A 26,332-nucleotide genomic window follows, 5' to 3' on the forward strand; every position below is an offset into this window, starting at 1 on the left:
CCTTATCCACGGACGGCGAAAGGCTGGACGCACCCGCGTCGCAGTCGCAGGCGGTGGCATTGCGTCGCCACCGTGGCCAGAACCCGCACCAGATCGGGGGCGCCCCCACCGCCCCCCATGGCCGACAGTGTCGGCAGCGAGGCCTCGACCTCGCCCCCAGGCTCGGGGGGTCGCAGCCACACGGCGGCCCCCTGCACGGCGTCGGTGCGGCCCAGGGGAAGCGGCCGCACCTCACCGCGCTCCGGCACGCCAGGACGTCGTACGGCCTCCGTCGATCGCGTATCGAGAGGCCGTACGGTCATGACCGGCCCCTGCTCCGGTGGCAGCGGCGCCTCCATGAGGTCGCCCTCGCCGAGCGTCGCCAGGTCCAGGGGCAGCGTGCCCCAGTCCAGCCAGTCCATGACCCCCGGCACCTCCTGGGCGCTGCCCGCGGACATGAGCAGCAGCATCCGCTCGCCCCGGACGGCCACCGGGGAGCGAGACGTCAGATGGCGCAGTGCCGCGAGGCCCGCCTCGGCAGGGGCGTCCAGGACGTCGAAGCGCAGACCCACGCGCAGGCTCAGCGGGAATCCCGGCGGCCCGGGCACCACCGGCCAGCCCAGTTCGTTCTCGTACCACCGGCGGACCTGATCGCTCGGATCGAGCGGCCGACGGGGGAAGGGGATCGTGGTGGAGTCCGTGGTGATCGCGAGGCGGGTGCCGAACATGCCAAGTGCAACCGCCGAATGGACGTGCGGGTTACGCTGGGTGTCCTGCTGCGTGCGCAGAGTGCTGAAAGAGGGGGCGCGCGGGGGTGTGGGGTGGCGCAAGGTTGTTCGCCCGTAGCGGAGGGAACCGGGGGGCGCGGCATGGAGTGTCGGTCCCAGCGGGTAAGACATCCCTAGTGGGAGGGGGCGACACGCAGGACAGTGGGTCTCACGTTCGCCATCGGCGTACTGATGGTGAGGGTAACCACCTGGCCTGCGGGAACATCGTCTCGCACCATCGGGTTGGAGCAGATGTCGGCGTTAGCGGGGTCAGGAGGCCATCGACGGTGTCGGCAGTTGGAATGAGCGGTCCCCGCTTGCGGGACTAAGCTGCGGAAGGACAGGGAGGGGAAGTTCCCCCCACTGCCTGACCGCTCTGAGGAGCGATTAACGATGTTCGAGAGGTTCACCGACCGCGCGCGGCGGGTTGTCGTCCTGGCTCAGGAAGAAGCCCGGATGCTCAACCACAACTACATCGGCACCGAGCACATCCTCCTGGGCCTGATCCACGAGGGTGAGGGTGTCGCCGCCAAGGCCCTTGAGAGCCTCGGGATTTCGCTCGAGGCGGTCCGCCAGCAGGTGGAGGAGATCATCGGGCAGGGGCAGCAGGCCCCGTCCGGGCACATCCCCTTCACCCCCCGTGCCAAGAAGGTCCTGGAGCTGTCGCTCCGCGAGGCCCTTCAGCTGGGCCACAACTACATCGGCACGGAGCACATCCTGCTCGGCCTGATCCGAGAGGGCGAGGGCGTCGCAGCCCAGGTCCTGGTCAAGCTGGGCGCAGATCTCAACCGGGTGCGGCAGCAGGTCATCCAGCTGCTCTCCGGCTACCAGGGCAAGGAGACCGCCACCGCCGGCGGGCCTGCCGAGGGCACCCCCTCGACGTCCCTGGTCCTCGACCAGTTCGGCCGGAACCTCACCCAGGCCGCTCGTGAGTCCAAGCTCGACCCGGTCATCGGGCGCGAGAAGGAGATCGAGCGGGTCATGCAGGTGCTGTCCCGCCGTACGAAGAACAACCCGGTCCTGATCGGTGAGCCCGGCGTCGGCAAGACCGCCGTCGTCGAGGGCCTCGCCCAGGCCATCGTCAAGGGCGAGGTGCCCGAGACCCTCAAGGACAAGCACCTCTACACCCTGGACCTCGGCGCGCTGGTCGCCGGCTCCCGCTACCGCGGTGACTTCGAGGAGCGCCTGAAGAAGGTGCTCAAGGAGATCCGCACCCGCGGCGACATCATCCTGTTCATCGACGAGCTTCACACGCTGGTCGGTGCGGGTGCCGCCGAGGGCGCCATCGACGCGGCTTCGATCCTGAAGCCGATGCTGGCCCGCGGTGAGCTGCAGACCATCGGTGCGACCACGCTGGACGAGTACCGCAAGCACCTGGAGAAGGACGCGGCCCTGGAGCGCCGCTTCCAGCCCATCCAGGTCGCCGAGCCCTCGCTCCCGCACACGATCGAGATCCTCAAGGGTCTCCGTGACCGGTACGAGGCGCACCACCGCGTCTCCATCACCGACGAGGCGCTGGTCCAGGCCGCCACCCTGGCCGACCGGTACATCTCGGACCGCTTCCTGCCGGACAAGGCGATCGACCTGATCGACGAGGCCGGTTCCCGGATGCGTATCCGCCGGATGACCGCGCCGCCGGACCTGCGCGAGTTCGACGAGAAGATCGCCGGTGTCCGCCGGGACAAGGAGTCCGCGATCGACTCGCAGGACTTCGAGAAGGCCGCCTCCCTCCGCGACAAGGAGAAGCAGCTCCTGGCCGCCAAGGCCAAGCGGGAGAAGGAGTGGAAGGCCGGCGACATGGACGTCGTCGCCGAGGTCGACGGCGAGCTGATCGCCGAGGTCCTCGCCACGGCCACCGGCATCCCGGTCTTCAAGCTGACCGAGGAGGAGTCCTCGCGTCTGCTGCGTATGGAGGACGAGCTCCACAAGCGGGTCATCGGCCAGGTCGACGCCGTCAAGGCGCTGTCGAAGGCGATCCGTCGTACGCGTGCCGGTCTGAAGGACCCGAAGCGGCCCGGTGGCTCGTTCATCTTCGCCGGCCCGTCCGGTGTCGGTAAGACCGAGCTGTCCAAGGCGCTCGCCGAGTTCCTCTTCGGCGACGAGGACGCGCTGATCTCCCTCGACATGTCGGAGTTCAGCGAGAAGCACACGGTGTCGCGTCTCTTCGGTTCGCCTCCCGGCTACGTGGGCTACGAAGAGGGCGGCCAGCTGACCGAGAAGGTCCGCCGCAAGCCGTTCTCCGTCGTCCTCTTCGACGAGGTGGAGAAGGCCCACCCGGACATCTTCAACTCGCTGCTGCAGATCCTGGAGGACGGTCGCCTGACCGACTCCCAGGGCCGGGTCGTGGACTTCAAGAACACGGTCATCATCATGACGACCAACCTCGGCACCCGGGACATCTCCAAGGGCTTCAACCTGGGCTTCGCGGCCTCGGGTGACACGAAGACCAACTACGAGCGCATGAAGAACAAGGTGTCGGACGAGCTCAAGCAGCACTTCCGTCCCGAGTTCCTCAACCGCGTCGACGACGTGGTCGTCTTCCCGCAGCTGACCCAGGACGACATCCTGCGGATCGTCGACCTGATGATCGGCAAGGTGGACGAGCGCCTGAAGGACCGGGACATGGGCATCGAGCTCTCCCAGTCCGCCAAGGAGCTGCTGTCCAAGAAGGGTTACGACCCCGTGCTGGGCGCCCGGCCGCTGCGCCGGACCATCCAGCGCGAGATCGAGGACTCGCTGTCGGAGAAGATCCTCTTCGGCGAGCTGCGTCCCGGTCACATCGTGGTCGTGGACACCGAGGGCGAGGGCGACGCCAAGACCTTCACCTTCCGCGGTGAGGAGAAGTCGGCGCTGCCGGACGTCCCGCCGATCGAGCAGGCGGCCGGTGGAAGCGGGCCGAACCTGAGCAAGGACGCCTGACCCTCAGGGGGTTGAGCCGAAGAAAGGGGCCGGTGCTTTTCAGCACCGGCCCCTTTCGCATGCCCGCGGGGGCCGCTCCCGAGGGGAGGGGCTTACGACAACTGCCCGTCGTAGTCCGGCAGCTTGTACGTCTTCTCGGCGTGGCCACCCGACAGGTCGGTGGCGCTGTTGCCGATGTTCGCGATGATCGTGTAGCCCTTCGACTCGATGTCGACGCGCTGGGCCGTCTTGTAGTCGGCGACGTTCTTGAAGAGGTCGACGAAGCTGCGCACGTAGAGGCCGGAGACCTGGTAACCGACGCGCTTGAGGTTGTAGTCGGTCACCGAGTAGATGATGCCCGGGCGGGCGGTCACGAAGAACAGGGAGACGCCGTGCTCCCGGGCGTACTTGGCGACCTCCAGGACCGGCCCGTTGGCCGGCTGCGGGTAGCTGAAGCCGAAGTCCGTCTCCAGGGTGGTGTTGTCGATGTCGAAGACGATCGCCTGCTTCTCACCCGGCTTGGTGTTCGCGATCCGCTGCTTCAGGTAGGGCAGCGCCTGGTCCATCACCGCCTGGCAGTCCTTCTGCCAGGTGTCGTAGTCGACATCCTCGGCCGCTGCCGTGCTGGTGGCGGTGGTGGAGGTGCTCGTCGCGGTCGCCGCGGCGTCCGCGGGGACCGCGAGTGCCACGAGGGCTGCCGCGGAGACGGTGCTGACCGCTATTCGGCGAGCCCAGGGGCGAAGCGTCATGTGGGGGGTCCTCTCACGTCACGTGCGCTTGGTTGTCGCGTGCATGTTCGTGGGTGCGGGTGGCTGGTGGGGAACCAGCGGGTTACCGGACGGTAGCTCAACTTGAGGCGTCGCTCACATAGTTGGGCGCGGATTTGTTTCGGAAAAGCGGAGCCCGCGGGCGTAGCGCCCGTCACATTCCGGGGTCTCGCGATTGCGCTCAGCGGTGACATGCCGCACAGGCGATTTGTCCGTTACTAGCGGGAATAGTGGAAACGGGCAATCGGACAAAAAGGGCGTTCGCCTCAAAAGATGGCCGAGAATTTCGGCGTCAGTATGGGTTCGTCCGGATTGGGTGCTCTGTCAAGATGCGGGGAATTTTGCGGCGGAGTACTAGGGTCCGTCGTAGATCAGGGGTTTTGGGGTTCGAGGGGAGCCGGGTTACCAAGGGATGGCCATTCGGCGAGGCCTTGTCCGCCGGGTGGTTTTCTCTGTCGTCGTCCCCATGAGGTTTCGAATGTCCCCGCGCTTCTCGTTCCGTTCGTCCCGTACGTCCTCGATCCGCAACCGTGCCGCTGTGCTGGCCGCCGGCCTGGGGGCCTCGGTCGTGCTGGGCGCCGGAGGCGCGGTCGCCGCCGAGATGACCTCCGCCACCGGTGTCTCCACCGCCGTACAGGCGCAGGCCGCCGCGAAGAAGGCCCCCGCCAAGAAGGCCGTCTCCTGGGTGAGCCCGGTGAAGAAGTACACGAAGTCCGCCAGCTTCGCCCAGGCGGGCGGCATGTGGCAGTCCACCCACAGCGGGCAGGACTTCGCCGTCGCCAGTGGCACCCAGGTCGTGGCCGCGCACGGCGGCACCGTCGTCAAGGCCGGTGGCAACGGCGCCGGTGACGGTCCCGCGTACGGCAACGCCATCGTCATCAAGCACGGCAACGGGTCCTACTCCCAGTACGCCCACCTGTCGCGCATCGACGTGAAGGTCGGCCAGGTCGTCAAGACCGGGCAGCGGATAGCCAAGTCCGGCAACACCGGTAACTCCAGCGGGCCGCACCTGCACTTCGAGATCCGTACGACCGCCAACTACGGCACCGCGGTCGACCCCGTCGCCTTCCTGCGGGCCAAGGGCCTGAAGATCTGACGGACCGAGCCGTTCAGGTGCCCTTGTGCGCCTGAGTGATCAGATCCGTGGCGACCTCGAGGATGGCCTTGCGCTTTTCCTCGGGGTCGCCTTCGAGGTCCTTCAGGACGAACATCCCGGCGTGCATCGTGAACAGGGCGCTGATGCAGCGGACCTGGTCGACGAGGTCGGCGTCCGGGTCGATGACGATGTCGCGCATGCCGAGCATGCGGTTCTTGAACATCTCGCCGATGCTCAGCTCACGGACGGTGGCCTGGTTCTCCTGCATGAAGCGGAAGAGCGGGGCCGCGCCGGTCAGGATCTCGCTGTAGCGGCGTACGATCTCCTGCTTCGTCTCGAGTGTGTGCGGCTGCCGCTTACCCCACTCGATCAGGTCCTCGATCGGCTGCGTCAGATCCTCGAAGAGGCTGACGATGATCTCTTCCTTGGTCTTGAAGTGGTAGTACAGAGCCGCCTTCGTGACTTCCAGGCGCTCGGCGATCTCGCGCAGGGAGGTCTTCTCGTAGCCCTGTTCGGCGAAGAGTTCGAGGGCTACGTCCTGGATGCGCTGGCGGGTGTTCCCGCGGCGCCGCTGCTTGGTGCCGTCCATGGTGCCACCCATCCTCGTACCTCTCGGCTTTCCATAAAACTTACTTGACGCCCGGCTAGTTAGCGGCCTACTTTCCCTGAGTGTAGACAACTAGCCGGTCGGCAAGTAAGTGCAGCAAGTGGCCGGGGGAGTGGGAATCATGGCGGAGACGAAGACAGGCGAGCCGGGGGCGGCGGAGCCGGGCGAGAAGCAGCCGAAGAGCGTACGGGTCGTGTTGCTCGCGCTGATGATCACGATGATGCTCGCGATGCTCGACAACATGATCGTGGGCACGGCCATGCCGACGATCGTGGGTGAGCTGGGCGGTCTGGAGCATCTGTCGTGGGTCGTGACGGCGTACACGCTGGCGACCGCGGCCTCCACTCCGCTGTGGGGCAAGCTCGGCGACATGTACGGGCGCAAGGGCGTCTTCATGTCGTCGATCGTGCTGTTCCTGATCGGCTCCGCGCTGAGCGGCATGGCCCAGGACATGGGACAGCTGATCGCGTTCCGGGCGGTGCAGGGGCTCGGCGCCGGCGGCCTGATGGTCGGCGTCATGGCGATCATCGGTGATCTGATTCCGCCGCGGGAGCGGGGCAAGTACCAGGGCATGATGGCCGGCGTGATGGCGCTGGCGATGATCGGCGGGCCGCTGGTCGGCGGCACCATCACCGACCACTGGGGCTGGCGCTGGGCCTTCTACATCAACCTGCCGCTCGGTGTCGTCGCGCTCGCCGCGATCAGTGCCGTCCTGCATCTGCCGAAGAAGCGGGCGCAGGCGCGGATCGACTATCTCGGGGCGGCGCTGCTGACCGTGGGGATCACGGCGATCGTGCTGGTCACCACGTGGGGCGGTACGGAGTACGCCTGGACGTCCGCGGTGATCATGGAGCTTGTCGGGATCGGGGTCGCGGCGCTCGTCGGGTTCGTGTTCTGGCAGACCAAGGCGGCGGAGCCGGTGGTTCCGCTGCACATTTTCCGCAGCCGGAACTTCACGCTGATGTCGCTGATCGGGTTCATCACCGGGTTCGTGATGTTCGGTGCGACGTTGTTCCTGCCGCTGTATCAGCAGTCCGTACAGGGCGCTTCCGCTACCAATTCCGGGCTGCTGTTGCTGCCGATGCTCGGGGCGATGCTGGTCACCTCGATGGTCGCCGGGCGGGTGACCACGAACACCGGGCGGTACAAGGTGTTCCCGGTCGTCGGCAGTGTGCTGATGGTCGTCGGGCTGTATCTGCTGTCGCTGATGGACACCGGGACCAGTCGGTTCACGTCCGGTGTGTACATGGCCGTGGTCGGGCTCGGTATGGGCTGTCTGATGCAGATCACGATGCTGGTCGCGCAGAACAGTGTCGAGATGAAGGACATGGGTGTCGCGTCCTCGTCCACCACGCTCTTCCGTACGCTCGGGTCCTCGTTCGGTGTCGCGATCATGGGGGCGCTGTTCAACAGCCGGGTCCAGGACGTCATGGCCGAGCGGGGCGGGGCGCTGGGGGCGAAGGTGACCGAGCAGTCGGCGCAGCTGGATGCGAAGGGTCTCGCGAAGCTGCCGGATGCTGTCAGCGAGGCGTACAAGCACGCGGTGTCGGCCGGTACGCACTCGGCGTTTCTCCTCGGGGCCGTGGTTGCCGTGGTCGCGTTGGTGGCGGCTGTGTTTGTGAAGGAGGTGCCGCTCAGGGGGGCGGGAGAGAAGGGGGACGCTGAGACTGCGGACGGTTCGGCGGCCAAGGTTGCGGTGGTGGAGGCCGTCTGAGTGTGCGGTGCGGGTGCCCTTGGGCGTGTTTCGCCCCCGCCGCCCCTACCCGTCCCATCCTGAAGGGGCTCCGCCCCTTCGACCCCGCCAGGGGGCTGCCGCCCCCTGGACCCCCGCTCGGCCCTGAACGGGCCTCGTCCTCAAACTCCCCCAGACGGGCTGAGATGCCCGGACCGGCGTCGAGAGGGAGGGTGTGGTCTCGTTCATCGAACGCCGGGCGGGCTGGAGGGTGGGGGTGGCGCGCGGGGTGGAGTTCATCCGGGAGTCCCCAGGAGCCGCCCCCCCCGGAGCGGCCGTCCCCTACGGCAGCATCGGGTAGCTCCCCGTGTTCGTCGGCGCGTGTTCCGGGAGCCAGAGGACGGCCACCGCGCCCTCCGACGGTATGTGGTCCGGGGCGCCCGGCGGGCGGATGTTGCGGAAGGTCAGACGGGCGCCGAGGACCCGGGCCTGGCCTGCCGCGATCGTCAGGCCGAGGCCGTGGCCGTGGCCCGAGCGGTCGCTGCTGCCGGTGCGGAAGCGGCTGGGGCCGTCGGCGAGCAGGTCCTCGGGGAAACCGGGGCCGTGGTCGCGGACCCGGATGACTCGGCCCTCGACGCTGACCTCGATCGGCGGCCTGCCGTGCTTCGCCGCGTTCGCCAGCAGGTTGAACAGCACCCGTTCCAGGCGCCGCGGGTCGGTCGTGACCTCCGACTCGTGGATGACCCGCACCTCGATGGCGGGATCCTTCGCCGCCACCCGCCGGCTGACGAACTCGCCCAGCATGACGCCCTGCAACTCGGCTCGCTCCGAGGCGCTGTCCAGGCGGGCCACCTCCAGGACGTCCTCGACGAGCGTGCGCATCGCCTTCGCCCGGTCCAGGACCAGCTCCGTGGGCCGGCCGGGAGGCAGGAGTTCGGCTGCCGTCAGGAGTCCCGTCACCGGCGTGCGCAGCTCGTGCGCGATGTCCGCGGTGACCCGGCGCTCCGCCTCCAGCCGCTGCTGCAACGCGTCCGCCATGGCGTCCACCGCGCTCGCGAGGTCGTCGGTCTCGTCCCGTACGACACCCCCGATGGCGTCCCGCACCCGCACGTCCGGCTCGCCGCTCGCGACCTGGTTCGCCGCGGCCGCCGCCTTGCGCAGCCGGCGCGACAGCTGCCCGCCGATGAGCACGCCGAGCGCGCTGCCGCCGAGGACGACCGAGACGGACCCGATGATCATGGCTTGGTCGAGGCGGTTCAGGATGTGCTCACTGCGGTCGGTCCAGCCGGTGCGCAGCGACAGCACATGCCCGTTGCTGAGCGGCACGGCCGCCCAGATGTCCGGCGCGCCACTCGGTGTGTCGGTCACGTACGTCGCCCGCCGGCCCTCCTCGACCTTCTCCCGCAGTGCCGCAGGCAGCTCCGGGTCGTCGATCGTGGCGTTGGGGAAGTTCAGCCGCTTGGACTGCTCGTAGCTGCGCTGGGCGATCTGGACGCGCTCGTCCGCGAGGTCGCGCGCGCTGTCCAGCATCGAGACCCGGGCCTGGTTGTGCACGACCAGGCTCAGCACGAGCGCCACGAGCGCGCCGACCAGCGCGATCGCCGCACTCAGCTTCCACCTCAGGCCCGTACGAATGGCGACCCGGCTGCCCGTGCGAGTGCTGGCGCGCGGGCCCGTACTGCCGATCACGGCCTGGCCCGCGATGTGCGCCGAGTCCGTGAGGCCCGCGTGCCCGGCGCCGGACGCGGCCGCGTGTCGAAAGGTCCCCCTCATGCCCGCCCCGCTCAGGCCTTCAACTTGTAGCCGAAGCCACGGACCGTCTCGATGCGGTCCTGGCCGATCTTCTGCCGCAGCCGCTGCACATGGACGTCCACCACGCGCGTGTCCCCGCCCCAGCCGTAGTCCCACACGCGCTCCAGCAGCTTGTCCCGCGACAGCACCGTCCCCGGCGCGGAGGAGAACTCCAGCAGCAACCGCATCTCGGTCGGTGTGAGCGCCACCGGCTGCCCGGTCTTGCGCACCTCCATGCCCTCGGTGTCGACCTCAAGATCGCCGAAGGTCAGCACCCCGCCGGTGGCCGCGGCGCCAGCGTCGTCCGCCCGGTCGTCGCGACCCGCGTGCCCGAAGCGGCGCAGCACGGCGCGGATCCGCGCGACCAGCACGGCTCCGTCGAACGGCTTGGTCACGTAGTCGTCCGCGCCCGCCTCCAGGCCCAGCACCACGTCGATCGAGTCCGCGCGCGCCGACAGCATGATCACCGGCACGGTCGACTCGTCGCGGATACGGCGGCACAGGCTGACGCCGTCCAGGCCCGGGACCATGACGTCCAGCAACGCGATGTCCGGCCGGTTCGCCCGGAACGCCTCCAGTCCCGACAGCCCGTCGGGCATGGCGGTGACCGCGAAGCCGTCCCGCTCCAGGGCGAGCTGGGTGGCCTCGCGGATGACGTCGTCGTCCTCGACGAACAGAACGTGGGTCTGGTCTGCCATCCCGGTGCTCTCAGTCCTCGTGTGCCGTGTGCCGCATGTTCTCAGGTATGTGTGGGTGCGTCGTGCGTGTCCACTTGGGGGACGCGTGGACCGGCCGATGCGTTCACCGCTTCTCGGGTGGTCCTCAGCTGTCGGGCGGCGCCGACTCGTCACCACCGCCGAGAGTGCTGTAGTCGGTGCGCGAGCGGTACTTCGGGACGAAGCGGTCGGAGGTCCACAGGTATTGGATCACGTACTCGCTGGACGGGTTCGACAGCGCGTCGTCCTTGGCGTACACCTGCTCGGTCACCACCAGCAGACCGCGGTCGATCTCCGCGTAGACCGGCGGATCCTCCGCCTTGAACACATTGTGGTAGGCGCCACGCTGCTCGCGGTACACGTACGAGGCGACGCCGACCTGATCGCCGCAGGACAGGACGTTGACCACGATGTCGTCCGCCGGTCCGCCGGTCAGATCGCCGTAGGAGACGTCGACGGGATAGTCGTCGGACACACACGGCTTCAGCTCGCGCTTGACCTCCGCCGAGACCGCGGGGTCCGCCTTGACCAGCCGGACGGCCTCCGTCGAGTCCGGGGCGGCCGAGGCCGAGGGTGACGCCGCGAGCGACGCCGAGACGGTCGAGCCGCCCGCCGCGTCGTGCGCCGGTCCCTCGTCGCGGGCGCCGGTACCGCCGGTGGTGCACGCGGAGGCGAAAAGGGCGAGGGCGACGACCACGGCCACCGCCGTGAACGCCGCCTGCAAGGTTCCCCGGGCGGTTACGGGCCCGGGGCGGTCGGGGCCGACGTCCTCGGAATCCCCGTCCGTGTCCCTGTCACCCTTGTCCGTGTACCCGGTCCTGTCCGTGTGTCCGGTCCTGCCCGTGTGTCCGGTGCCGCCCGCTGTCGTGCCTAGGCCGCGCAACGCTCCCGCTCCTCACGCTCCAGCGCGCGTGCGTCCAGATCGCGGCTCTCCAGCTCCTCGCGGAGCCGGGCGAGCGCCCGGTGCAGCGTGCTCTTGACCGTTCCGGCCGACATGCCGAGGGCGGCGGCCGTCTCCTCCGTGGACATCTGCTCCCAGTGTCGCAGCACCACGACACTGCGCTGCTTCGGTGCCAGCACCTTCATGATGTCCATCAGCAGGGCGCGGTCCGCGTGCTGCTCGGTGGAGTCGTCGACCGAGGCATCCGGCAGCTGCTCGGTCGGCACCTCCTCCAGCTTGCGGGCCCGCCACCACTCGGTACGCGTGTTGATCATGACGCGGCGCAGGTAGGCGTCCGCGAGCCGCTTGTCCGCTATGCCGTCCCAGCGGTGGTACGTCCGCACCAGCGCCGTCTGCAGCAAGTCCTGGGCGTCCACCGGGTCCGGGACCAGTCGGCGGGCGCTGCGCAGCAGCGCGTCCTGCCGGGTGCGGACGTACTCCTCGAACTCGAGCACCTCTCCCTGCGCCATGTTGACCGCCTCCGCTTCCCCGTGTCCGGCCGGCCGTTCGCCGTCGGTCTCACTGCCTGTGGTTCGTAGTCGTCCCCGCCTGTCGGGTACGGAAATGAAGCTACGGAGGCGTTGTCACGGGGCTGTCCGAAGCAGCCTGCGGCTAGCGCTCGGCTGTCCGTCGGTTGTGTAACGGAATCAGGAAAGGGGTAAAACGGCCGATCGGTTGGGGTGGATATGGGGTGATTTGGTGAGGTGATGGCCGTGCGGCGACCATGCGGCCGCTGTGTGTGGTGTGTTGCAGAGGGCCTACGGCTGTGATGTGACTGTGCGTCAGGTCGCCCTTGCCCGCCCTTGTCGGCCGGGGCCGGCATCAGGTCAGCGGCAGCCGGTACATCCCGCCCGGCAACGGCTCCACCAGACCGTCCGCGACCAGGCCGTCCAGGGCGCGGGCGCGCTGCACCGGCTCGTGCCACACCCGGTCGAGCGCCGCCTGCGGGACGGGCGTGTGAGCCTCGCGGAGTACGGCGAGCAGCTTGCCGCGCACCTGGCGGTCCGTGCCGGCGTACGTCTGTCCGCGGCGCGGCGGCCCGTCGTGCTCCGGCTTGCCCGCGAGCCGCCAGGCGCACTGCGCGGCGATCGGGCAGCGGTGACACGACTCGTTCTTCGCGGTGCACACCAGCGCGCCGAGTTCCATGGACGCGGCGGCCCAGCGCGCGGCGGTGCGCTCGTCGTCCGGGAGCAGGGTGCGGGCGAGCTTGCGCTCGGCGGCGGTGGTCGCGTTCGGCGGGTACTGCACGCCGGTGACGGCGCGGGCGAAGACCCGGCGGACGTTGGTGTCCAGTACGGGGTGCCGCTGGCCGTACGCGAAGGAGGCCACCGCGGCCGCCGTGTACTCGCCGATACCGGGCAGCGCGAGGAGCTGGGCATGGTCGGTCGGTACGTCCCCGCCGTGCCGTTCCGCTATGGCGACGGCGGCACCGTGCAGCCGCAGCGCGCGGCGCGGGTAGCCGAGCCGGCCCCAGGCGCGCACCGCCTCGCCGGGTGCCTCCTTGGCCAGGTCGGCGGGGCGGGGCCAGCGGGCGAGCCACTGTTCGTAGACGGGCAGGACGCGGTTCACGGGCGTCTGCTGCAGCATGAACTCACTGACCATCACCCCCCACGGGCCGGCCTCGGGGCGCCGCCAGGGGAGGTCGCGGGCGTTTTCGTCGAACCAGTCGATGACGGTTTCTTGCAGAGGCTGAGCGCGTTCTTGCAGAGGCTGAGCGAGAGGGGCGTCCGAGCCGGCGTCGGCGGGGTGGCTGTGCGGGGGTTTCGTGGGCGCAGTCATGGCCTTCCGATCCTGCCATGCCGGTGGCGGTCGGGTGGGTAGGTGCGGCTGCCGGTGCGTTGTGGCTCCTGGGCGGGGTGGGACGCGGTTCGTGGGGCCTGCGCCCCCAGACCCCCACTGACCTGCCTCTGCCTCTGTCTTTGCCTCTGCCTCGCTGCTCGCGCTCACGGCCGACCGTCTCGGCATGAACGAGCCGCGTGCCGTGTGGCAGCAGTTGGCCGGCCTGGTCGCACTCGCCGCCGCGGCCGCCGTGGCCAGGCGTTACCCCTTGGTGGCCTTCGGGCTGACGGCCGTACTGAGTCTGGCCGTCGCCCCGCCCGGTTCACCGTTTCCTGAAGCCCGGCGCTCGGCGTCTTCGCGCTGCTGCCCGGCCTGCGCGCGGAACGGGTGCGCCCGGCGGCGGTCGTCTTCGGGGCGTCGGCTGCCTCGGCACGGCGAGGATCGCGCTGCCCGCTGCCCGCTGCCCGCTGCCCGCTGCCTGCTGCCTACGCCGAGTTGCGGCTCGGCGCGTCGGTCCACGACCCCGCTCAGGCCCTGCCGGAACACACCGCGCGCGACGAGCCCCGTGGAGCACGCGCCCATGCCGCCCCGAAGGGCAGCGACTGCCGCTACTACCGCGCGAGCGGCGAACTCCTCGTCTCCATCGACCACTTCAGGCTCTGCTTCGATGATGAGGAGCGGCTGGTCGCGAAGGACGTGATCCCCAGGGGCGGCCTGCCCCAACGCCCTTCCACAGATGCGGAGTTCGCACAGCGATCCGCGTACTGCCGGCCGACGACGAGGCGATGGTGCGGGTCGGGGCGCACCGGCCGGACGTGGCCCGCGCACTCGGCGGCGGCGCCACCGGCTTCCTGCCGAAGTCCGGGGGCCCGTACGAACTGATCGCCGGTGTACGGGCGGTGGCCGGAGACTCGGCCGCGAGGCCGCCGCACGCGCGCGTGGCTGAGCTCAGTCCGCGCCACGCGAAAATGCCGTGCAGTTCAAGGGAGATAGGGCAGTCCGGACCGCTCCGACCCGGTCAGCCACCGTACGAACGCCGGTGCGGACGCCGCGGACCAGCGCGGCGAGGGCGAGGCCCGCCGCGGCGTCGTCCGGATGATGCACGCCGACGAAGACGCGGGAGAGAGCCATGACAAGGCCCAGGCCCAGGGGCAGGGCCGGGGTGACGGCGGCGGCGCCGGTGATGGTGGCGTGGTGGCTGTAGAGGTACGCCATAGCCGTGGCCAGAGGTGCAAGGGCCGCGATCGCGAACGCTCGGGTGGTGTCGCGTCTGGCTCGCCCCCAGGTGGTCACGAACAGCATGGCGAACAGCAGCAGTCCGGTCTCCGTCCCTGTATCGGCGGTGTCTTGTACCCACCTTGGGGTGTCGTGGGCGAAGCCGGTGATGTCCCGGTAGAGCTAGGCGTCCTCGAAGTCCATGGTCACGGACCGTAGGCGGCGGGCAGATACCGTCACACCCTGCGATCGTCAGGTGCCGTACCTGACGGAAGAGAGGGGTGGGGTGGTCGTCGCAGAGCAGGTGACGGGTGGCTTCCGGGATGATGATCCGGAAAAGTTGCGGACTTCGGCGGCGGGTGGAGCAAGCTGACGCACCGATCTCTCGTACAGTTTGCGCCGTGGGATCTCTGCGCAATCCTGTCGGGCCGCTTCCCTCCTCCATCTACTGGCGCCGGAGGGTCGTCATGCTGTCCGTGGTCGCCGTGTTGGCGCTGCTGACCACCTGGGTGCTCACCTCGGGCGGCGGAGGCGGCAAGAACGACGCGGGCGGGTCCGACGGCAAGAATCCCGAGCCCTCGACGATCACGCCGGGGCCGTCGACTTCCGGGCCGGCGATCAGTCAGGCGCCGGGCGGGCGGGACGAGTCGCCCGGCGGCGGGGACTCCGGCGGGTCGGACTCCGGTGACGGCTCAGGGGCCGGCGCGGGGGCCGGGGGCGACGGTTCCGACGGCTCCGGCAGCGGATCCGCGGGCGGCGGCTCGGGGACCGGCGTCGGCGTGGACGACACGGTGGCCGCGGGCTCCACGCTGAGCGACTGCATCGCGGGTGCGGTGAAGGTGACGGTGAGCAGCCTCCACAACGCGTACGAGCCCGGCCAGACGCCCGCGCTGCTGCTGACCGCGACGAACACCTCCAGCTACGACTGCAAGATCGATCTCGGCCCGAAGAACTCGGTGGTGACGATCACTCAGGCGGGAGCCGAGGACGACTTCTGGTCCTCCGCCGACTGCCCCGAGGTCTCCGGCAGCCTGGTGTTCCGGGTGCCCGCCGGTTCGGCCATCACGTACACGGTGAAGTGGGACCGCCGGGCGAGCGCTCCGCAGTGTGCGACGCCTGCCGCGGGATCGGCCGAGCCGGGGACGTACCTGGTGGAGGCCAAGACGCCCGGGTTCGGGACGGCGCAGACGTCGTTCGTGCTGGAGAACGACTAGGCGCGCCGCTGAAGCGGCCGCCATGGGGCGTCGGTTGTCGCGTCTGCGGCGCCGTCGTACTGCGGGGCCGTCGTGGCGTCGCGCCCACGCGGCGGTGGCCATATGCCGAACGCGGCGGTGGCCGCATATCGAACACGGCGGCGGCCGCATGTCGATGAAGGGCCCCGCGCCCCTTCAGACCTACTGGACCCTGGGCAGGCCTGCTAGACGTACCGCTCCAGGATCGAGCTCTCTGCCAGCCGCGACAGCCCCTCCCGCACGCTCCGCGCCCGGGCCTCGCCCACGCCGTCCACGGTCTGCAGGTCGTCCACGCTGGCGGCGAGCAGCTTCTGCAGGCCGCCGAAGTGCTCCACCAGGCGGTCGATGATGGCGCCGGGCAGCCTCGGCACCTTGGCCAGGAGGCGGAAGCCGCGCGGGGAGACTGCCGAGTCCAGCGCCTCCGGGGATCCCGTGTAGCCCAACGCCTTTGCCACGGTGGCCAGTTCCAGGAGCTCGGCGTGGGTGAGGGCGTCCAGCTCGTACAGCGCCTCGTCGACCGTGCGGGAGCGCTTGGCCGTCGGCTCGGGGACGTAGTCGCGCACCACGAGCTCACGCTCGGGCTCCACGCCCGCGATCAACTCGTCCAACTGGAGCGCCAGAAGGCGGCCGTCGGTGCCCAGCTCCACCACGTACTCGGCGATCTCGGTCGCGATACGGCGCACCATCTCCAGGCGCTGGGCGACCGCGGAGACGTCGCGGACCGTGACCAGGTCCTCGATCTCCAGCGCTGACAACGTTCCCGCGACCTCGTCGAGGCGGAGCTTGTAGCGCTCCAGGGTCGCCAGGGCCTGGTTGGCGCGGGAGAGGATCGCCGCCGAGTCCTCCAGGACGCGGCGCTGGCCGTCGACGTACAGCGCGATCAGCCGCATCGACTGGGAGACCGACACGACCGGGAAGCCGACCTGCTTGCTGACCCGGTCCGCCGTGCGGTGCCGGGTGCCCGTCTCCTCCGTCGGGATCGTCGCGTCGGGCACGAACTGCACGCCCGCCCGCAGGATCTTCGACAGGTCGGACGACAGCACGATGCCGCCGTCGAGTTTGCACAGCTCCCGCAGGCGCGTCGCCGCGAACTCGACATCCAGGACGAATCCGCCCGTACACATCGTCTCGACCGTCTTGTCGAAGCCGAGCACGATGAGCCCGCCGGTGTTGCCGCGGAGCACGCGCTCCAGTCCGTCCCGCAGGGCCGTGCCGGGTGCCACTGCGCTCAGCGAGGCGCGCATCAGGCCATCGGAACCGGTACTCCCACCGGACTTTCCGGGAGCTGCTACCCGGTCGTTGGCTGCCACTGCACTCCTCCGGTCGCAGGTTCTGGGACGCTCCCGTTTCGCACACTCGGTTCGTACGGACGGGCGAGACCAGGGCAAAGTCTACCGGCGCTCCTCCTCGTCCCGTGGGGCCTCTCGACGACGGGAGCGCGGAAGGACCCGGAGGGCGTCCCCTATGTCGGCCACTTCCAGCACCTTCATGCCCGCAGGGATCTTGCCCGGGTCCCCCGGCACGAGCGCGTGCGTGAAGCCCAGGCGGTGCGCCTCGGCGAGCCTGCGCTGCACGCCCGTGACCCGTCTGACCTCGCCCGCGAGGCCCACCTCCCCGATCGCTACGAGGTTCTTGGGCAGGGGGGTGTCGCTGGCGGCGGAGGCGAGCGCGAGGGCGACGGCGAGGTCCGCCGCGGGTTCCGACAGCTTCACTCCGCCGACCGTCGCGGAGTAGATGTCCCGCTTGCCGAGCGCGCTGATCCGCCCGCGCTGCTCCAGCACGGCCAGCATCATCGAGACGCGGGACGTCTCCAGACCGGACGTCGTACGGCGGGGCGAGGGGATCTGCGAGTCGACCGTGAGCGCCTGGACCTCGGCAACCAGGGGGCGGCGGCCCTCCAGGGTGACCGTCAGGCAGGTGCCGGGGACGGGTTCGGCACGACGGGTCAGGAAAAGTCCGCTTGGGTCGGCAAGGCCCGTGATGCCCTCGTCGTGCAGTTCGAAGCAGCCGACCTCGTCCGTCGCGCCGTAGCGGTTCTTGACGCCGCGTACGAGACGCAGGCGCGCGTGCCGATCGCCCTCGAAGCTGAGCACCACGTCCACGAGGTGTTCGAGCAGGCGGGGTCCGGCGATGGCGCCGTCCTTGGTGACGTGGCCCACAAGGAGCGTGGACATCCCGCGCTCCTTGGAGGCCCGGATCAGGGCGCCGGCCACCTCGCGGACCTGTGCCATGCCGCCGGGCGCACCGTCGATCTCCGGGGAGGCCACGGTCTGTACGGAGTCCAGGATGAGCAGCGACGGCTTCACCGCGTCCAAGTGGCCCAGGACGGCGGCCAGATCGGTCTCGGCGGCGAGATAGAGGTGGTCGTCGATGGCGCCGATGCGGTCGGCGCGCAGCCGGACCTGGCTCGCCGACTCCTCGCCGGTGACATAGAGCGTGCGGTGCTCGTCGCTCGCCGACTTGGCCGCCACGTCGAGCAGCAGCGTGGACTTGCCGACGCCGGGTTCGCCCGCGAGGAGGACCACCGCGCCGGGCACCAGTCCGCCGCCGAGGACGCGGTCCAGCTCCGGCACGCCGGTGGACCGCGCGGTCGCCTGCCGGCCGTCGACCTGCCCGATGGGCACCGCGGACGTCGTCACCCGCCCCGGCGTCGTCGTACGGACCGCGGGCGCGCCGTACTCCTCGACCGTCCCCCATGCCTGGCACTCGGGGCAGCGGCCGAGCCACTTGGCCGTCTGCCAGCCGCACTCCGTGCAGCGGTAGGACGGGCGGTCCTTCGTGGTCTTGGTACGGGCAGCCATGCGAAGAACCGTAACCGAGCCCACTGACAACGCCGTGCGGCGGAAGTGCCTCGTCCTGGCCGTCTCGCCATGGACAAGTCACGGAATCCCGTGCTCCTGTCCTCGTTTGAGGGATCGTTTCACCCGTACGGAGTAAAAGAGCTCAAGCAGGGAGAAGGCGCCACCCGCAGCCCCCTACGGTCCACCAATGATGAGCAGCAGTCCGGAGACCTCGACCCGCACCGCCGGCGCGCATCGGGCGCATCGGGAGGCGCGTGATCGTGCGGCGGCGCGAACGCTGGCGCAGCGGCCGCCCGCGCGCTACGAGCCGTATCTGGACGGGCTGTTCACCTACTGCCTGTCCGTCCTGTGCGACCACGACACCGCGACCGCCGCCCTCGGCGACGCCCTCGCGCTCGCCGAGCGGCGCGGTCAGCGGGTGCCGGAAGCCGCCGCGGACCGGCGGCCCTGGCTGTACGCACTGGCCCGCTGGGCGTGCCTGCGCAAGCTGGCCGAGGCCAGGCAGAAACGTCCGGGCAGTCATGCGGCGGCCCGCCCCGGCGCCCATCGGCCGACGGGGGCGCAGGCGGGAGCACCGGCTTCCTACCCGCCCGTCTCCGAGGAGGTCCAGCAGCAGCGACGCCGCGAACTCGCCCTGCTCGCCTGGCCGGAGGCCGCCGGCACCACCCCGGAGCAGCGCGAGGCCCTCGAACTCGCCGTACGCCACCACCTCGCCGCCCACGAGGTCGCCGCCGTCCTCGGCATGGACGTGGCCACCGCCCGCGAGCTGCTCGCCTCCGCCGCCTGCGAGGTCGAGCGCACGCGCGCGGCCCTCGCCGTCGTCGAGACCGGCGCCTGTCCGAGTGTCGCCCGGCTCACCGGCGACAACCAGCTCGTGCTCGGCACGGCCCTGCGCCGCGAGCTCATCCGGCACGTCGACGACTGCCCGCGCTGCCGCCGTACCGCCGAGCGCGCCATCCCCGGCCGGTGGCCCGGCGCGGCCGTCACCCCCGCCGAACTGCCGGTGCTGGAGGCGCCCCGCGCGGCCCTGCACATGGCCCTGGCGCACCACCCACGCGCGCGGGGTGCCGCAGTACCGCGCTTCGACCGGCGTGGCTTCCCGATGGATCCGAAGGACCGCGCCGCCCGCAGGGACCGGCTACGCGCGCGTGCCGTCACCACGACCGTCGTCGCCACCGTCGTCGCCGCCCCGGTCCTCGCCCTGTGGGCCGCCTACCGGGCCACCCCGACCGGCGAGGGCGTCGACGGCCACTCGGCCAGCGCGAGCGAGGCGCACGGCCCGGGCACCCTCGACGGGGACGCCGCGGACGCCGGCTACGAGAACGCCGGCAGCGCGAGCGCCAAGCGCGGTGACCGTTTCGGTGATCGCGGCCAGCCCGACGTCTCCGTGCAGGTCATCAGCGTCGGCGGCGAGCGCGGGGCGGGAGCCGGGCGCCTGGAGGTGTCCGCCGGTCACAGTGGCGACACCACGCTCGTCACGCTCACGGCGACGGGGCGCACGCCGGTGCGCTGGTCCGCGACCACCGGTGCGCACTGGCTCTATCTGAGCCAGTCGGCGGGAACGCTGGCGCCCGGTGAGTCGTTGACGATCAAGGTGTACGTCGACCATCTGCGCGAGCCGTCCGGGCACTGGAGCGCGCGCGTGGCGATCTCACCCGTCGGAGCCCTCGTCTCCATCGAGGGCTACGGCACCGCTCCCGGCCCGTCCGACCCGGGTCACGGCCCGGGCCCTGGCCCCGACCCGTATCCCACCGACCCCACCCATCCCGGCGATCCGACCGACCCCGGGACGCCCGGCAGCCCGCCGCCCTCGTCCTCCGGGCCCTATCCGTCGCCGACGACCTCGGCTCCGCCCGACCCCATGCCCAGCGAGCCGCCGCCGTCGTCGCCCGATCCGACGCCCACGGCCGGCGAGCCGTCGCCGTCGGGTTCGTCCGGACCGTCCGGACCTTCCGATCCGGGGGGCTCGATGCCGCCGCCGAGCGGCAGCGGCGATCCGAGCCCAGGGACGTCGTAGTACGCCGGTGGCCGGTCGGTCTCCCGGTCGACCTTCTACCCGGTCGACCTCCTAGTCGACGGGATCCGCCGGATGCGGTGCCAGCAACGGCAGCTGCGACGCCAGCCGTGCCTCGCACAGCTCGACCAGGCGGTCGTAGCCCGCCTTGCCCATCAGCTCCGTCAGCTCCGGCCGGTAGGACACGTACACCGGGTCGCCCGCGCCGTGCGCCGAGGTCGCCGAGGTGCACCACCAGTGCAGGTCGTGGCCGCCAGGACCCCAGCCGCGGCGGTCGTACTCACCGATCGACACCTGCAGCACGCGCGTGTCGTCGGGCCGGTCGATCCAGTCGTACGTCCGTCGCACCGGCAGCTGCCAGCAGACGTCCGGCTTGGTCTCCAGCGGCTCGCGGCCCTCCTTCAGGGCGAGGATGTGCAGCGAGCAGCCCGCGCCGCCCGCGAAACCGGGGCGGTTCTGGAAGATGCACGAGCCGTTGTAGGGGCGCGTCTGGCGGTCGCCGTCCTCGTCCTCCGAGATCCAGCCGTGCGCCGTGCCCTCGTCGTGGTGCTGCCAGATCTCCGGCGTGAGCCTCGCCACATGTTCGGCGACCCGCTTCTCGTCGTCCTCGTCCGAGAAATGCGCGCCCAGCGTGCAGCAGCCGTCGTCCGCGCGGCCCGCCTGGATGCCCTGGCAGCCGCTGCCGAAGATGCAGTTCCAACGGGAGGTCAGCCATGTCAGATCGCAGCGGAAGACCTGCTCGTCGTCCGCCGGATCAGGGAACTCCACCCATGCGCGCGCGAAGTCGAGCCCCTTCTCGTCCGGTTCAGGGGAGCCGCTCTTCGGCTTCTTGGGCTTGGTTGCCGCCTTCGCCTGCGAAGAACCCTTGGAGGAACCCTTGGGGGATTTGTCCATCTTTTCGTTCTTCGCCTTTTTCGTCTTTGGCACGGGACCAGAGTACGGCGTCCGTGGCCGCGGCTTCGAGGGCGGAGGATCGCCCAGGTGGCAGTAGCGTTCCGTACATGAGACTCGGTGTCCTCGACGTGGGATCTAACACCGTGCATCTGCTGGTGGTGGATGCACACCCTGGCGCGCGCCCGTTGCCCGCGCACTCACACAAGGCGGAGCTGCGCCTTGCCCAACTCCTCGACGACAGCGGGGCCATCGGTCCCGAGGGGGTCGACAAACTGGTCGGCGTCGTCCATGAGGCGTTGCAGGCCGCCGAGGACAAGGGTGTCGAGGAAGTGCTGCCGTTCGCGACGTCGGCGGTGCGGGAGGCCACCAACGCCGATGACGTTCTCGCGCGCGTGAAGACTGAGACCGGGGTTGAGCTGCAGGTTCTCAGCGGTGCGGAGGAGGCTCGGCTGACGTTTCTCGCCGCCCGGCGGTGGTTCGGGTGGTCGGCCGGGAAGCTGCTGGTGCTGGACATCGGGGGCGGGTCCCTGGAGATCGCGTACGGCATCGACGAGGAGCCGGATGCGGCGGTGTCGCTGCCGCTCGGGGCGGGGCGGCTCACGGCCGGCTGGCTGCCGGGGGATCCGCCGGATCCCGACGACATACGGGCGCTGCGGCGGCATGTGCGGGCGCAGATCGCCCGTACGGTCGGTGAATTCAGCCGCTTCGGGGCTCCTGATCACGTGGTCGCCACGTCGAAGACGTTCAAGCAGCTTGCCCGCCTCGCCGGCGCGGCCCGCTCCGCGGAGGGCGTGTACGTCCAGCGTGAGCTGAAGCGGGAGTCCTTGGAGGGCTGGGTTCCGCGGCTGGCCGGCATGACGGTCGCCGAGCGGGCGGAACTGCCGGGCGTCTCGGAGGGGCGCGCGGGGCAGCTGCTCGCGGGGGCGTTGGTGGCTGAGGGGGCGATGGATCTGTTCGGGGTGGAGACGTTGGAGATATGCCCTTGGGCGTTGCGGGAAGGCGTGATTTTGCGGAAGTTGGATCACTTGACGGTGGGGTGACGGTTGCCTCCGGCGGTTGGGCGGGGGTGCCTGCGGCGGCCTGTGCGGGTGAGTGGGGGTGCGTGTAGCGCCTGCGGGTGGGGTGTGGGTCGGGGCCGTGCCGGGGGGTGTCCGTCCTCGGTCCGGTGGTGGGCGTTGGGCGAGAGGTGCCGTTTCTTGACACCGGACTCTGCGGGCGGACACCCCCCGGCACGTCCCCTTGCCGCCGTACGCGACTGCGGGTCCGTGGGGCTCCTCGTTCGATGCTTGCGGTCACTCTCCAGCGATGGTCCAGGCATTTCGGCCCGTCCGGTGTTCGAGGACGAGGTCACGCCAGCCTCTCGGCGCCGGTCCAGGCGTTTCAGCCCGTCCGGCATTTGAGGACGAGGCCGGTCAGGCCGATGGGGGTTCAGGGGGCGGAGCCCCCTGGCGGGGGCGAAGGGGCGGAGCCCCTGGGGATGGGACGGGTAGGGGCGGCGGGGGCGAGGGAGCCGACGGCGCGCGGCTGCGTGAACCCCGCCACACCCCCGTCGGCGCCCCCTCGCTTGAGCCCCCGGTATATGCCCAGTTCGCACCCCTGGCCGATTGCGGACGCTCGTGGCGGGCGCGTGGCCATCGGTTCCCCGGCGTCCAGTGCCGCCCCGTACTCTGTCCCCGTGGCAGAACCAGTGGTGCGCATCCCGGATGCGAAGGTTGCCCTGTCGACGGCCTCCGTCTATCCGGAGTCGACGGCGACGGCCTTCGAGATCGCCGCGCGCCTCGGGTACGACGGCGTCGAGGTCATGGTGTGGACCGACCCGGTCAGCCAGGACATGGAGGCGCTGCGCCGGCTCAGCGACTACCACCAGATCCCGATCCTCGCCGTACACGCCCCCTGTCTGCTGATCACCCAGCGCGTGTGGTCGACCGACCCCTGGACCAAGCTCCAGCGCGCCCAGGCGGCCGCCGAGAAGCTGGGGGCGTCCACGGTCGTCGTACACCCGCCGTTCCGCTGGCAGCGCCAGTACGCCCGGGACTTCGTCGACGGCATCTGGCGGATGGCGAACGAGACGGATGTGCGGTTCGCCGTCGAGAACATGTACCCCTGGCGCTACCGCGACCGCGAGATGCTCGCGTACGCCCCCGACTGGGACGTGACGAAGGACGACTACCGGCACTTCACGATCGATCTCAGCCACACCGCCACGGCCCGTAGCGACGCGCTCCAGATGGTCGATCGCATGGGGGACCGGCTCGGGCACGTGCATCTCGCGGACGGCAGGGGGTCGGCCAAGGACGAGCACCTCGTCCCGGGCCGCGGCAACCAGCCCTGCGCCGAGGTGCTGGAACGGCTCGCCCTGACCGGCTTCGACGGCCACGTCGTCATCGAGGTCAACACCCGCCGCGCGATGTCCAGCGCCGAACGCGAGGCCGATCTCGCCGAGGCCCTCGCCTTCACGCGGCTGCATCTGGCCTCGGCGGTGAAGGTGCCCCGGCGGTGACCGACCCCACCTCGGGGCAGGGCGAGGTGAGCTCCCGACGCCGCGGCCGGCCCCCTCGTACGGAATCCGCCGGCACCCGCGACCGCATCCTGAACGCGGCCCGTGAGGAGTTCTCCGAGCGGGGGTACGAGAAGACGTCCGTCCGCGGCATCGCCAAGGCGGCCGGGGTGGACTCGGCCCTGGTGCATCACTACTTCGGCACCAAGGAGCAGGTCTTCGAAGCGGCGGTGGAGGTCGCCTTCGCGCCCGCCCTCAAGGTGCGCGACGCGGTGATCGAAGGGCCCCTCGACGGCGTCGGCGAGCGGATGACCCGCACCATCTTCGGGCTCTGGGAGAACCCGGTGACCCGCAAGCCGCTGCTGGCGATCGTCCGGTCGGCGGTCAACAACGAGGCCGCGGCCGCTGTTTTTCGTCGGCTCGTCTCCGCCCAGCTGCTGCGGCGCATCGCCGGGGAGATCGACGCCCCGGACGCGGAACTGCGTGCCGAGCTGGCGGCCGCGCAGCTGGTGGGCATCGCGATGATGCGGTACGTCATCAAGATCGAGCCGATCGCGTCGGCGGACCCGGAGGAGATCATCGCGCGCGTGGCGCCCGTGGTGCAGGGGCATCTCACGGGGCGATACGCCGCCGACGAGTGAATCGGACGAGTGAGTCAACCGCCTGCTCCACGAGACATGCATCCCGCATTCCGGACACCTCGTCCCGACCTCTGGATGACCGGCGTACGCTCGTTAGCAGTCAGAAGTCTCTGATCGCAGTCTCTGCAGTCCCGAAGGAGCGAGCGACGATGCCCGAGCTGAGGTCCCGCACAGTCACCCACGGTCGCAACATGGCGGGCGCCCGCGCCCTTATGCGCGCCTCCGGTGTACCCGGTGCGGACATCGGCCGGAAGCCGATCATCGCGGTGGCGAACTCCTTCACCGAGTTCGTGCCCGGCCACACCCACCTCCAGCCCGTCGGCCGGATCGTCAGCGAGGCGATCACGGCGGCCGGCGGCATCCCGCGCGAGTTCAACACCATCGCCGTCGACGACGGCATCGCGATGGGGCACGGCGGGATGCTCTACTCCCTGCCGTCCCGTGATCTGATCGCGGACAGCGTGGAGTACATGGTGGAGGCGCACTGCGCGGACGCCCTGATCTGCATCTCCAACTGCGACAAGATCACCCCGGGCATGCTGAACGCCGCCCTGCGGCTCAACATCCCCACGGTCTTCGTCTCCGGCGGCCCCATGGAGTCCGGCCGCGCCACGCTGGTCGACGGCACGGTCCGTACGCTCGACCTGGTCGACGCGATCTCCGACGCCGTGAACGACAAGATCTCGGACGAGGACATCCTCCGCATCGAGGAGAACGCCTGTCCGACCTGCGGCTCCTGCTCCGGCATGTTCACCGCCAACTCGATGAACTGCCTGACCGAGGCCATCGGCCTCTCCCTGCCCGGCAACGGCTCGGTCCTGGCCACGCACACGGCCCGTAAACAGCTGTACGTCGCGGCGGCGCAGACGGTCATGGACATCACCCGCCGCTACTACGAGGAGGACGACGAGACGGTCCTGCCGCGCAACGTCGCCACCTTCGCGGCCTTCGAGAACGCCATGGCCCTCGACATCGCCATGGGCGGCTCCACCAACACGATCCTGCACCTGCTGGCCGCCGCCCAGGAGGCGGAGATTCCGTTCGGACTGGAGCAGATCGACGCGGTCAGCCGCCGGGTTCCGTGCCTGGCCAAGGTCGCGCCGAACGTCGCCAAGGACCGCACGTACTACATGGAGGACGTGCACCGCGCCGGCGGCATCCCCGCGCTGCTGGGCGAGCTGCACCGCGCCGGGCTGCTGAACGAGGACGTGCACGCCGTTCACAGCCCCTCCCTGGCGGACTGGCTGAAGACCTGGGACGTGCGGGGCGGGTCGCCCTCTCCCGAGGCTGTCGAGCTGTGGCACGCCGCCCCTGGCTGTGTCCGGTCGGCCGAGGCCTTCTCGCAGTCCGAGCGCTGGGAGGCGCTGGACGAGGACGCCGAGGGCGGTTGCATCCGCAGCGCCGAGCACGCGTACTCCAAGGACGGCGGCCTCGCGGTCCTCAAGGGCAACCTCGCCGTGGACGGGTGTGTCGTGAAGACGGCCGGTGTCGACGAGTCCATCTGGACCTTCGAGGGGCCCGCGGTCGTCTGCGAGTCGCAGGAAGAGGCCGTCGAGAAGATCCTCAACAAGAAGGTGACCGACGGGGACGTCGTCGTCATCCGCTACGAGGGGCCCAAGGGCGGCCCCGGCATGCAGGAGATGCTCTACCCGACGTCCTTCCTCAAGGGCCGCGGCCTCGGCAAGACCTGCGCGCTGATCACCGACGGTCGTTTCTCCGGCGGCACGTCCGGCCTGTCGATCGGCCACGCCTCCCCGGAGGCCGCGTCCGGCGGCACGATCGCCCTCGTCGAGGACGGCGACCGTATCCGCATCGACATCCCGAATCGCTCGATCGAGTTGCTCGTCGACGATGCGGAACTCGCCCGCCGTGAGCAGGCGTTGAACGGGGCGTACGCCCCGAAGGGCCGCGAGCGGAAGGTGTCGGCGGCGCTGCGGGCCTACGCCGCGATGGCGACCAGCGCCGACAAGGGCGCGGTGCGGGACGTCACGAAGCTGGGCTGAGAAGGTCGTATCGCGGGGCCGCC

Annotated in this window: 22 protein-coding genes; 10 read left to right on the forward strand and 12 right to left on the reverse strand. The window is 70.3% G+C overall.

Going from position 1 to position 26,332, the window contains the following annotated elements:
• Nucleotides 1–2: 2 nt before the first annotated feature.
• A complete protein-coding gene (locus ACTMVF_RS03840; protein ID WP_441269483.1) occupies nucleotides 3–707 on the reverse strand; it encodes an SCO3374 family protein in 705 nt (234 codons plus the stop codon).
• A gap of 432 nt (nucleotides 708–1,139) precedes the next feature.
• Here ACTMVF_RS03840 and ACTMVF_RS03845 point away from each other — a divergent pair, with 432 nt between their 5' ends.
• Nucleotides 1,140–3,665, forward strand: a complete 2,526-nt coding sequence (locus ACTMVF_RS03845) for an ATP-dependent Clp protease ATP-binding subunit (RefSeq protein ID WP_441269484.1) — start codon at nucleotides 1,140–1,142, stop codon at nucleotides 3,663–3,665.
• Between the two features lie 92 nt (nucleotides 3,666–3,757).
• Here the strand turns inward: ACTMVF_RS03845 and ACTMVF_RS03850 are convergent, their stop codons facing one another.
• Nucleotides 3,758–4,393 carry an HAD family acid phosphatase gene (locus ACTMVF_RS03850; protein WP_441269485.1) on the reverse strand — a complete coding sequence of 212 codons (636 nt, stop codon included), beginning with the start codon at nucleotides 4,391–4,393 and terminating at the stop codon, nucleotides 3,758–3,760.
• A 496-nt stretch (nucleotides 4,394–4,889) separates the two neighbouring features.
• Between ACTMVF_RS03850 and ACTMVF_RS03855 the strand changes: the two genes are divergently transcribed.
• Complete coding sequence (locus ACTMVF_RS03855; RefSeq protein ID WP_441269486.1) at nucleotides 4,890–5,507, forward strand: M23 family metallopeptidase; 618 nt, start codon at nucleotides 4,890–4,892, stop codon at nucleotides 5,505–5,507.
• 13 nt (nucleotides 5,508–5,520) lie between these two features.
• Here ACTMVF_RS03855 and ACTMVF_RS03860 read toward each other — a convergent pair whose 3' ends face one another.
• The gene (locus tag ACTMVF_RS03860; RefSeq protein WP_441269487.1) at nucleotides 5,521–6,108 is read right to left on the reverse strand and encodes a TetR/AcrR family transcriptional regulator; all 588 of its coding nucleotides are present in this window, start codon (nucleotides 6,106–6,108) and stop codon (nucleotides 5,521–5,523) included.
• A 127-nt stretch (nucleotides 6,109–6,235) separates the two neighbouring features.
• Between ACTMVF_RS03860 and ACTMVF_RS03865 the strand changes: the two genes are divergently transcribed.
• Nucleotides 6,236–7,828: an MDR family MFS transporter gene (locus tag ACTMVF_RS03865; protein ID WP_441269488.1), complete on the forward strand. Its 1,593-nt coding sequence runs from the start codon at nucleotides 6,236–6,238 to the stop codon at nucleotides 7,826–7,828.
• 300 nt (nucleotides 7,829–8,128) lie between these two features.
• On the opposite strand, the gene cseC is transcribed toward ACTMVF_RS03865, so the two are convergent.
• The 5 genes from cseC to ACTMVF_RS03890 form a co-directional block, all read right to left on the reverse strand.
• Nucleotides 8,129–9,559 (reverse strand): two-component system sensor histidine kinase CseC, encoded by a 1,431-nt coding sequence (gene cseC / locus ACTMVF_RS03870; protein WP_441269489.1) that lies wholly within the window; start codon nucleotides 9,557–9,559, stop codon nucleotides 8,129–8,131.
• Between the two features lie 11 nt (nucleotides 9,560–9,570).
• Nucleotides 9,571–10,275, reverse strand: a complete 705-nt coding sequence (cseB, locus tag ACTMVF_RS03875) for a two-component system response regulator CseB (protein WP_441269490.1) — start codon at nucleotides 10,273–10,275, stop codon at nucleotides 9,571–9,573.
• A 124-nt stretch (nucleotides 10,276–10,399) separates the two neighbouring features.
• Nucleotides 10,400–11,017 (reverse strand): hypothetical protein, encoded by a 618-nt coding sequence (locus ACTMVF_RS03880; protein WP_441269491.1) that lies wholly within the window; start codon nucleotides 11,015–11,017, stop codon nucleotides 10,400–10,402.
• Nucleotides 11,018–11,163: 146 nt separating this feature from the next.
• The gene (locus ACTMVF_RS03885) at nucleotides 11,164–11,703 is read right to left on the reverse strand and encodes a SigE family RNA polymerase sigma factor (protein ID WP_003999062.1); all 540 of its coding nucleotides are present in this window, start codon (nucleotides 11,701–11,703) and stop codon (nucleotides 11,164–11,166) included.
• Between the two features lie 352 nt (nucleotides 11,704–12,055).
• A complete protein-coding gene (locus ACTMVF_RS03890) occupies nucleotides 12,056–13,012 on the reverse strand; it encodes an A/G-specific adenine glycosylase (RefSeq protein WP_441269492.1) in 957 nt (318 codons plus the stop codon).
• A 387-nt stretch (nucleotides 13,013–13,399) separates the two neighbouring features.
• On the opposite strand from ACTMVF_RS03890, the gene ACTMVF_RS03895 reads away from it, so the two are divergent.
• Nucleotides 13,400–13,894, forward strand: a complete 495-nt coding sequence (locus ACTMVF_RS03895; RefSeq protein ID WP_441269493.1) for a hypothetical protein — start codon at nucleotides 13,400–13,402, stop codon at nucleotides 13,892–13,894.
• Between the two features lie 66 nt (nucleotides 13,895–13,960).
• On the opposite strand, the gene ACTMVF_RS03900 is transcribed toward ACTMVF_RS03895, so the two are convergent.
• Nucleotides 13,961–14,314 carry a phosphatase PAP2 family protein gene (locus tag ACTMVF_RS03900; RefSeq protein WP_441269494.1) on the reverse strand — a complete coding sequence of 118 codons (354 nt, stop codon included), beginning with the start codon at nucleotides 14,312–14,314 and terminating at the stop codon, nucleotides 13,961–13,963.
• 314 nt (nucleotides 14,315–14,628) lie between these two features.
• Between ACTMVF_RS03900 and ACTMVF_RS03905 the strand changes: the two genes are divergently transcribed.
• Entirely contained in the window at nucleotides 14,629–15,441 is an 813-nt protein-coding gene (locus ACTMVF_RS03905; RefSeq protein ID WP_441269495.1) for a hypothetical protein, read from the forward strand.
• A gap of 203 nt (nucleotides 15,442–15,644) precedes the next feature.
• Here the strand turns inward: ACTMVF_RS03905 and disA are convergent, their stop codons facing one another.
• Together disA and radA are read right to left on the reverse strand one after the other, a co-directional pair.
• Entirely contained in the window at nucleotides 15,645–16,769 is a 1,125-nt protein-coding gene (gene disA, locus ACTMVF_RS03910; protein WP_441269496.1) for a DNA integrity scanning diadenylate cyclase DisA, read from the reverse strand.
• An 81-nt stretch (nucleotides 16,770–16,850) separates the two neighbouring features.
• Nucleotides 16,851–18,260 (reverse strand): DNA repair protein RadA, encoded by a 1,410-nt coding sequence (radA, locus tag ACTMVF_RS03915; RefSeq protein WP_441269497.1) that lies wholly within the window; start codon nucleotides 18,258–18,260, stop codon nucleotides 16,851–16,853.
• Between the two features lie 187 nt (nucleotides 18,261–18,447).
• On the opposite strand from radA, the gene ACTMVF_RS03920 reads away from it, so the two are divergent.
• Nucleotides 18,448–20,277, forward strand: a complete 1,830-nt coding sequence (locus ACTMVF_RS03920; protein ID WP_441269498.1) for a BACON domain-containing protein — start codon at nucleotides 18,448–18,450, stop codon at nucleotides 20,275–20,277.
• Nucleotides 20,278–20,328: 51 nt separating this feature from the next.
• On the opposite strand, the gene ACTMVF_RS03925 is transcribed toward ACTMVF_RS03920, so the two are convergent.
• The gene (locus ACTMVF_RS03925) at nucleotides 20,329–21,201 is read right to left on the reverse strand and encodes a hypothetical protein (RefSeq protein ID WP_441269499.1); all 873 of its coding nucleotides are present in this window, start codon (nucleotides 21,199–21,201) and stop codon (nucleotides 20,329–20,331) included.
• A gap of 74 nt (nucleotides 21,202–21,275) precedes the next feature.
• Here ACTMVF_RS03925 and ACTMVF_RS03930 point away from each other — a divergent pair, with 74 nt between their 5' ends.
• The 4 genes from ACTMVF_RS03930 to ilvD all read left to right on the forward strand — a co-directional run bounded on the left by ACTMVF_RS03930 (nucleotide 21,276) and on the right by ilvD (nucleotide 26,309).
• A complete protein-coding gene (locus tag ACTMVF_RS03930; protein WP_441269500.1) occupies nucleotides 21,276–22,208 on the forward strand; it encodes a Ppx/GppA phosphatase family protein in 933 nt (310 codons plus the stop codon).
• Between the two features lie 635 nt (nucleotides 22,209–22,843).
• Nucleotides 22,844–23,668: a sugar phosphate isomerase/epimerase family protein gene (locus ACTMVF_RS03935; protein WP_441269501.1), complete on the forward strand. Its 825-nt coding sequence runs from the start codon at nucleotides 22,844–22,846 to the stop codon at nucleotides 23,666–23,668.
• Nucleotides 23,665–24,306 carry a TetR/AcrR family transcriptional regulator gene (locus tag ACTMVF_RS03940; protein WP_441269502.1) on the forward strand — a complete coding sequence of 214 codons (642 nt, stop codon included), beginning with the start codon at nucleotides 23,665–23,667 and terminating at the stop codon, nucleotides 24,304–24,306. The genes ACTMVF_RS03935 and ACTMVF_RS03940 overlap by 4 nt, the downstream gene beginning before the upstream one ends.
• 149 nt (nucleotides 24,307–24,455) lie before the next feature.
• Nucleotides 24,456–26,309, forward strand: a complete 1,854-nt coding sequence (gene ilvD / locus ACTMVF_RS03945) for a dihydroxy-acid dehydratase (protein ID WP_441269503.1) — start codon at nucleotides 24,456–24,458, stop codon at nucleotides 26,307–26,309.
• Nucleotides 26,310–26,332: the final 23 nt, after the last annotated feature.

This window comes from Streptomyces sp. SD31 (assembly GCF_052068475.1).
Lineage (GTDB): Bacteria > Actinomycetota > Actinomycetes > Streptomycetales > Streptomycetaceae > Streptomyces.